Origin of the sequence: Maribacter forsetii DSM 18668 (genome assembly GCF_000744105.1) — a bacterium.
GTDB lineage: Bacteria > Bacteroidota > Bacteroidia > Flavobacteriales > Flavobacteriaceae > Maribacter > Maribacter forsetii.
This window is the reverse complement of record NZ_JQLH01000001.1, coordinates 4,506,933-4,514,366: the sequence shown is the minus strand read 5'-3', so window position 1 is coordinate 4,514,366 and position 7,434 is coordinate 4,506,933. Positions and strand designations below refer to the sequence as shown.

The window sequence follows — 7,434 nt, the reverse complement described above, 5'->3', positions numbered from 1 at the left end:
AATATTTTCCCCAGGTTTTAAAGAACCCGTAGGTTTTGATAGTGATTTCACCAATAGAAACACCACTTTTATGACCTACAAACTATTGCATTTAGCCAGAATGTTGAAAGACAATAACGGTTACCCCAACTACGGAAATAGCCGTACCCAATGGGAATGATGGCAAACGGTGGGAGTTTGAAAATCCAGAGTATAGATAGTGGTTTAGTTTATAGTAATAAGTATCAAGTATTAAGTATTAAGTACGGAGTACTTAGATGTAACTTTTAAAATAATTTACTTATTACTTTGTACTCAGTACTTAATACTATTTTTCTCCTAACTCCTAACTCCTAACTCCTAACTCCTAACTCCTAACTCCCTAATTACTTTATACTTTTTTCACTTAACACACAACAGTACTCATCTTATAAAACGTTAACTTACAGCCAGTTCATCCAAAAAACAAATCGTTTGTCACTGATACAAAATGAAATCAATACCATTTGGCTAGACCTCAATGAAGAATTGTATCATTTTATATTGGGCAAGATCAAAGATGAACAAGTGTCAAAAGACATTCACCAAGAAGTATTCTTGAAAATACAGACCAAAATCCATCAATTGCAGCATACCTCTAAATTGACTTCTTGGGTGTATCAAATTACTAGAAATACGATTATAGATCATTTTAGAAAACAGGGTAAAACCACTTCGAGCATTGAAGGTATAGAGCTTGCAGAAGAACAGTCGGGTGATTTCGACTATGCCAAGCTCACTAATTGCATTAATCAGAAAATAGGGGAGTTATCAGGGCAACATAAAGAAGCCATTGTATTGACCACCTTTCAAGAATACTCGCAAAAAGAGCTGGCCAAGCATTTAAATATCTCGTATTCGGGAACAAAATCAAGGGGTACAAAAAGCTAGGGAAATATTAAAGGTACAACTGCTTTCTTGCCCCAATGTAATAGCTGACCGAACAGGAAAATTGCTGGATTTTGAAAATAATGAAGAATAGCTACGTCTTTTTTTAAAGTTTGCCGTCTATCTGATATAATCTTAAAAAATTACGATGGACGAATTAAAAAAAGTAACCGTACAAATACTAAATGCCTTTACAGAAAATGATAAAGGTGGTAACCCGGCAGGTGTCGTTTTAGATGCAGATGCACTCTCGCATGAAGACAAATTACATGTTGCCAAAAAAGTGGGGCTCTCTGAAACCGCTTTTATTTCTAGATCCAACACGGCAGATTTTAAGTTAGATTTCTATACACCCACCAAGCAGATAGCCCATTGTGGACATGCTACCATAGCAGCATTCTCGTACTTAAAACAGTTGGGGAAATTAAAGGGCAAAGCATCGTCAAAAGAAACCATAGATGGAAACAGAAAAATAGAAATACAGGGCGATTTGGCATTTATGGAGCAATTGGCACCCACGTATAATAATGTTATCGAAAAAGAGATCCATATTCTAACGTCTTTAGGATTAACAAAAGCAGACCTACTACCAAACGCACCGTTGCAAGTGGTCAATACGGGGAATTCATTTCTGTTAATCCCCGTAAAAAACAGCAAGATCTTAGCAGGAATGTCACCAAATATTGATGCCATAGATCAGCTAAGCGATCATTTCAATTTAATTGGCTACTATGTATTTACTACGGATTCTACGGCAGATATCGATGCTACGGCTAGAATGTTCGCGCCACGCTATGGTATTTTAGAAGAAGCCGGTACGGGCATGGCTGCAGGGCCGTTAGCCAGTTATTTGTATGATGTTTTACAGATCAAGAAAACTACTTTTCAAATACAGCAAGGTAAATATATGTTACCGCCATCACCAAGCGCTATTACGGTACAGTTGCAAGTGGAAAATGAAAAAATAGCCGGACTTATGGCAGGCGGAAAAGGAGTAGTGACTCGTAAACTAGAAGTTAATGTATAAGCAGAAAAACCAACCAATTACTCTTTACTTAATACTTTGTACTCAGTACTTAATACTATGTTTTCTCCTAACTCCTAACTCCTAACTCATAACTATTTTACACCTCGTATTTCTCTTTTACGGTTACCCGTAATACTACATTGAAGAAAAATACTACCTTTCTAGTCGGTTCTAAAACATTACTTCCCCCTACCGTTTTAGAGTTTAAATTTTTTACTGTCGCATTATTTATTCCAGAATTAATTATAACAAGTAGGTATCAAGTATTATGAAACTAGAGAAAATATTAGATAAGTTAGGATCTATTGAAAAGAATTCATTTATTAAGATTATTGATAATATCATATCTAAAAATCCAACAAACGCAAAGGAAATTGATAAGATTTTAAGCTCCTCGGATAAAGGTTTGAAATCTGTTGATAATCAAAATATTTCCAGGATATTTAATTTAACATCTTCAGAATTTAGGGGTTACATAGAATGTGAGTTTCAGGAAATAACATCACAATTAGATATTTTAATAGATATAATAATTCGTGATGGTAATTGTATTATGAAGCAAGATTGGCTCTCAAGATTATATGAAACGGAAATAAAAAATTTAAAAGGTAGAATCAAAGTTTTAAATGCAGATTTTGAAGATGAGAAGTCCGATTTGAGTTCAGCTAGAAAAAGAGATTATAGAATTTATAAATCATGCTTGCAAACAGCTTATCAGAATGATATAGAAAATAATAGAGATGCTAAAATAACGTCAGATGAACTTTCTATAATATTAACTTTAGGAAAGCAACTGGGTCTTTCTCAAGAAGAAGTGAAACTTATTAATTATTCCATTATCCCAATTAAGAAATTGGACATTCAGGAAGTAATTAAAAGTCTTAAAAATATTGGCGTAATATTTTATTCTAACAAAGAAAACACCATTTATGTAGCAGATGAAATGGTTAGATTATTAAGAAACATTAGGAAAAAAGAAGTTGCTACTAAGTTTTATAGAAGAACATTAAAATTGCTGCGAGAACCTATAATAAATCAAATTGCAAGGAATCATAATATTGATAGAAAATTATCATCTGCACAAAAAATAGAGGAAATTATAAAAGAGGGAATTTCTTTCACCAATTTGCTTTCAGAAGATATTTATAAACCGGGAAGTACTTTGACCGAAAAAAAGAAAACTCTAAATGAATTGTGTGAGAAAGGCTTAAATATTGAAAATCTAAAAGGAAGTGTTTTAGAAGATAAAATAGGTAGTTTAATTCAACATTTTGAAAATGTAGAGCGTGACGAAAAAGTAGGTATTTCTTTGGATGGATTTGATAAAATGCTGGTAGAGCTAAACCAATCATTACCGAAATTAAATAAAGAAATTAGAACTCAATTTGAACTACAAGAAGAGTTTGTTCTAAAAGGGGATTACCTATTGGACTATAACATCAAACCTAGAGATATTCTTGACTTAATAACTAAATCTGATTTAACTAAGTTTATTAAGGATAATGGAATTAAACAAAGAGGAGACGATATATTAAATATTTTAGAGCATTACAAAGATGTTGAAAATCTTTATTTGGAAAACTACTCTAATGTAGCTTTTAGAGATTTGAATGTTCTAAAGGAAAATGGCATCACCGTAAAAGAAAGTGAATTAGGATCAAAGTTTGAAGAATTGACGAAAGTAATTTTTAGAGGTTTAGGTTTTGATGTCGATGAAGCTTTGAAAAGTAAAATTAATACACAAAAGGATATGATAGATATTCTTTTAAATTTAGGAAATGATGAGATTATTATTGTTGAATGCAAAACTAGCAAGGAAAGAGGTTATAATAAGTTCAGCACGGTTTCAAGACAATTAAAGTCCTATCAAAAATTAGCATTGAAAAATAATCTACGAATTGTTAAGATTTTATTGGTTGCTCCAGAATTTAGTGACGATTTTGTTACAGATTGCGAAATGGATACGGAGATGAACTTATCACTATTAACGGCATCAACATTATCAAATATTTTAGAATCTTTTAAGGAATCCAACTACACTGAATTTCCTCATGTATTATTTAGGGATATTGTAATTAACGAAGAACGAATTTTAAAAGCATTGAGTAAATAATTAGACTTTACGAAAACTAAACCGCCAACTACAGCGAAAAGACCCGTACTATGAAGTAACAGATTGCTTTTTTAAATTTCTACGAAAAATGAAAACTCTAACCCTAATTACACTACTAATTTTAATCTTCTCTTGTCAGCCTAATCACCTTTTTAAAGATTTAGAAAATCAAGAGCAGGTCTTTATTGAGCTTTCAAAATATGGGTTAGAAGATATACCTAAAGAGGTTGGGCAATTAAAGAATGCAAAGAAATTAGAAATCTACGTTGATAGTTTAGAAGGTTGGGCTATTTATCCTCCACTGAGCGCAATGGACCAATATATAGACGAACCACCATTTAGAACCATACCACCAGAATTATTAGAACTTGAAGGTCTTGAACAACTAACGTTATATGACCTAGATATTAAAACCTTACCCGAAGATTTGTACAGACTCAAAAATCTAGAATATCTAGACCTATCAATGAATAAACTGACCGTCTCAAAAGAACTGGCCAAATTGAAAAAGCTAAAGAAACTGAAATGTGTAGAGCTGTTTGGTAACAGAATAAATAAGCTAGAATTAGAAAAGTGGAGAAAAGAAAACCCAAATCTTCAAATGCGGTATGGTGATCAATATTGAGTTTCTAAAGGTCTTAAAGTACTTGGTTCAATCTTAATCCCTATTTTTAAAAAATGAAGGAAGGCTTAATAAAAGATACTTATGAACTAATAATAAAAGAAATACAGACTGTAATTACGGTTTGTTATCTCTTGGCTGTAGGTATAGGTATGATATTTAATTATAAAAAGTATGCTGAGTTTGGCATAAACATTTTTGATTACGGAGACGTTTTTGACTTCTTAATAGCTCCATTTTCAGATGTTTACATTATTCTTTTTGCAGCGGCATCTACGTTGTTTATTTCCATCCTATTTTACCTTGATTATGTTTGGTTAAAAAGATGGCCTAAATCATATTCAAGATTCAATTTTGGGAGCGATAGAAATAAATGGTTCAAACAGTATAGAGTGTTAATGATAATAACAGGTCTTATTGTGTATTTATTTTTATCTGCTGATTTTTACGGTATGTACACGAAGAAAAAAATAATCAATCAAAGAGATATTACCATTACTCTAGTAGATAATGAAATGAAGAAGGGTAAACTTATTGGTAAGACCAAGGATATTGTTTTCTTATTAAATGATGACGGTGTTTTTGCAATACCCCTTACTTCTGTAGTAAAACAGATAAAATTAAAGTAATGGGCATTTTCGGCTTGTTTAAAAAAGAGAATAATAAGTCCGAAGTTTTAAACACAGACAACGGCATCTTAGGTCCTACATTTCTTAATGATCTTACGGAGCATATTGAAAACCCTAAAAACTTGCAGTCGCACGAATGGCGTAGAAAATTAAGAAATGCATCAGGCGAGAGCAAATTCAAAATTAAATACTACGGAGAACTTAACGAAGATTATAACAACCTAATAGTGGAGACAAATGTTGCAACGGCTTTGATTATATGGGCGACAAATGATAATGGTGAGACAATTGAAATGGTATCAGAAGAATTGGCTTAATTGAAACGTATTCTAAATGTTTATCAAAGCAATAAAACTTCAAAAGAACCGCTTAATTTTACAACTATAGTCTTAGTCAACCCTAATCTATGAGTCAACAAAAGCTACTTCAAGCCATATTTCAAGACCAGAAACCAAGAGAAATACTAGCCATAAATTCCTTTGGTGACATTCTCTTTAAAACCAAAAACACCCAAGGCGATTGTTATGCTTTATTGCAGATTTACATAAATAATAACAATACAGACAGGGAGTATGCATTTTACTTTAAGCAACATCTACTGGGCAATAGCTCAAAACAATACAAACAATTTTTAAGCGGTAAGGGGGTATTTAGAACGGCAGAACAAAAAGAACTACATGAAACCCTAATGTTACGTAATGGGCTACTTGCAACTCTAGATAAAAAACTATCAAAAAAACCGAACGAAGTTTACGTAGCCAATGAATACCTAAGCAACCTAGACAATATTGAAGCCTTCTATACCTTGCCCAGTGACACTTTTTATGAGAAGCTATTACAAGAGTGTACGTTTAATGAAGACACACTTACCGATCTTACCGAGATTGACAATATTGGCGAGAAGCCGGCTTTTTATATTCAAAAGTTGTACTGGGGCTACGGTAGGGAAGATAGCACGGTAAAAGAGAAATTGTATGAGTGTGTTAACCTTCAAAATTTGTCTGTTTGGAACGAATTTGGCGATTTTTTAAACGATCAAATTTCAAAATTACAGGAACTGAGTACTGTAAGTGTGTTTAATATGTATAGCATTCCAGATGCCTTTTTAAATCAGTTACATACGTTGACCAATTTGGTGAGCCTTACATTGGGTAGGCATACATCTAACGCAATGGATCATCAATATCAGCTAAAGACCTTACCTAAGAATTTAGTTGTGTTACAAAATTTAAAATACTTGAATCTAGATGGCAATCAACTAACCGATTTTGCCGAGATAAGCAGATTATCAAATTTAAAAACTTTGAGTTTATACAACAACGAGTTTTCTGATTTGGAAGGTATAGGGGGGCTACAGCATTTAACGGAATTGAATCTGACGAATAATGCCATAACAGAATTACCGGTAGCCTTAAAAGAACTGTCTCAATTAAAAGTACTTGTCCTTAGCAAAAACCCTTTACAAGAAATACCGAGTTGGTTGGGTGAACTTACCCAGCTAAAAGAGCTTCATTTAGAGCAGACACAGCTAAAAACACTACCGGAAAGTATAGGTCAATTGACCCAATTAAAAGTGTTAGGGTTAAAGAAGAACCCGTTTGAGACTTTGCCAAAGGTTATGGCTAAGATTCCTAAGCGTGTTTTGGATCTAGAATTAAGAAACAGGGCGTTGTTTGATGCTAAGGCTAAACAAAAACTCTCCGCCTACCCAGAGGGAGACTTCTTATTTGAAACCGACCTTAATTTTAAGTTATTGGTCATTCAAAAATTAATGTATGAAGATGAGCTGCTGCTGCCAAAGTTTAGTATTTATGAGTTTGCCAAAACACATGATGTTGATATTGAAGAAAGGGGCTATGAATTACTTCCGGAAGCGGTAGCGTATTTCAAAAACATAAAAATTCCGTCTAGCCTGTTAATAGATATTGAAGAGTTATATCCGGATGGAGGCAGTGAAATTTACGGTCAACTGTACCCTTTTTGGGACGGTGAAGATGACTGTTTTGATGTAAAAAGCATAGACGATATAGCATATCTTCCACGCTTAAAACGAACCAACAATTTATTCTTCAACAAAGAACAGGTTAAAGAACTAAGAAAAAGAAAAATCAAGGTAAGCAACTATTAATGCATGTCT

At 33.1% G+C, this 7,434-nt stretch carries 7 protein-coding genes and 1 pseudogene; all 8 read left to right on the top strand.

Features of this window, described 5'->3' with window-relative positions; translation table 11 throughout:
• Nucleotides 1–200, top strand: a pseudogene (locus P177_RS20440) (flavodoxin family protein); the annotation flags it as partial.
• Nucleotides 201–453: 253 nt separating this feature from the next.
• Nucleotides 454–909 (top strand): sigma-70 family RNA polymerase sigma factor, encoded by a 456-nt coding sequence (locus tag P177_RS19235; protein ID WP_245233068.1) that lies wholly within the window; start codon nucleotides 454–456, stop codon nucleotides 907–909.
• 145 nt (nucleotides 910–1,054) lie between these two features.
• Complete coding sequence (locus P177_RS19230) at nucleotides 1,055–1,933, top strand: PhzF family phenazine biosynthesis protein (RefSeq protein WP_036150506.1); 879 nt, start codon at nucleotides 1,055–1,057, stop codon at nucleotides 1,931–1,933.
• 268 nt (nucleotides 1,934–2,201) lie between these two features.
• Complete coding sequence (locus tag P177_RS19225; RefSeq protein ID WP_036150505.1) at nucleotides 2,202–4,046, top strand: hypothetical protein; 1,845 nt, start codon at nucleotides 2,202–2,204, stop codon at nucleotides 4,044–4,046.
• Nucleotides 4,047–4,134: 88 nt separating this feature from the next.
• Entirely contained in the window at nucleotides 4,135–4,671 is a 537-nt protein-coding gene (locus P177_RS19220; RefSeq protein ID WP_036150504.1) for a leucine-rich repeat domain-containing protein, read from the top strand.
• Nucleotides 4,672–4,724: 53 nt separating this feature from the next.
• Entirely contained in the window at nucleotides 4,725–5,297 is a 573-nt protein-coding gene (locus tag P177_RS19215) for a hypothetical protein (protein ID WP_036150503.1), read from the top strand.
• On the top strand, nucleotides 5,297–5,614 hold the full coding sequence (locus tag P177_RS19210) for a hypothetical protein (protein WP_036150501.1): 318 nt from the start codon (nucleotides 5,297–5,299) through the stop codon (nucleotides 5,612–5,614). The genes P177_RS19215 and P177_RS19210 overlap by 1 nt, the downstream gene beginning before the upstream one ends.
• 89 nt (nucleotides 5,615–5,703) lie before the next feature.
• Nucleotides 5,704–7,425, top strand: a complete 1,722-nt coding sequence (locus tag P177_RS19565) for a leucine-rich repeat domain-containing protein (protein ID WP_051941924.1) — start codon at nucleotides 5,704–5,706, stop codon at nucleotides 7,423–7,425.
• Nucleotides 7,426–7,434 lie beyond the last annotated feature (9 nt).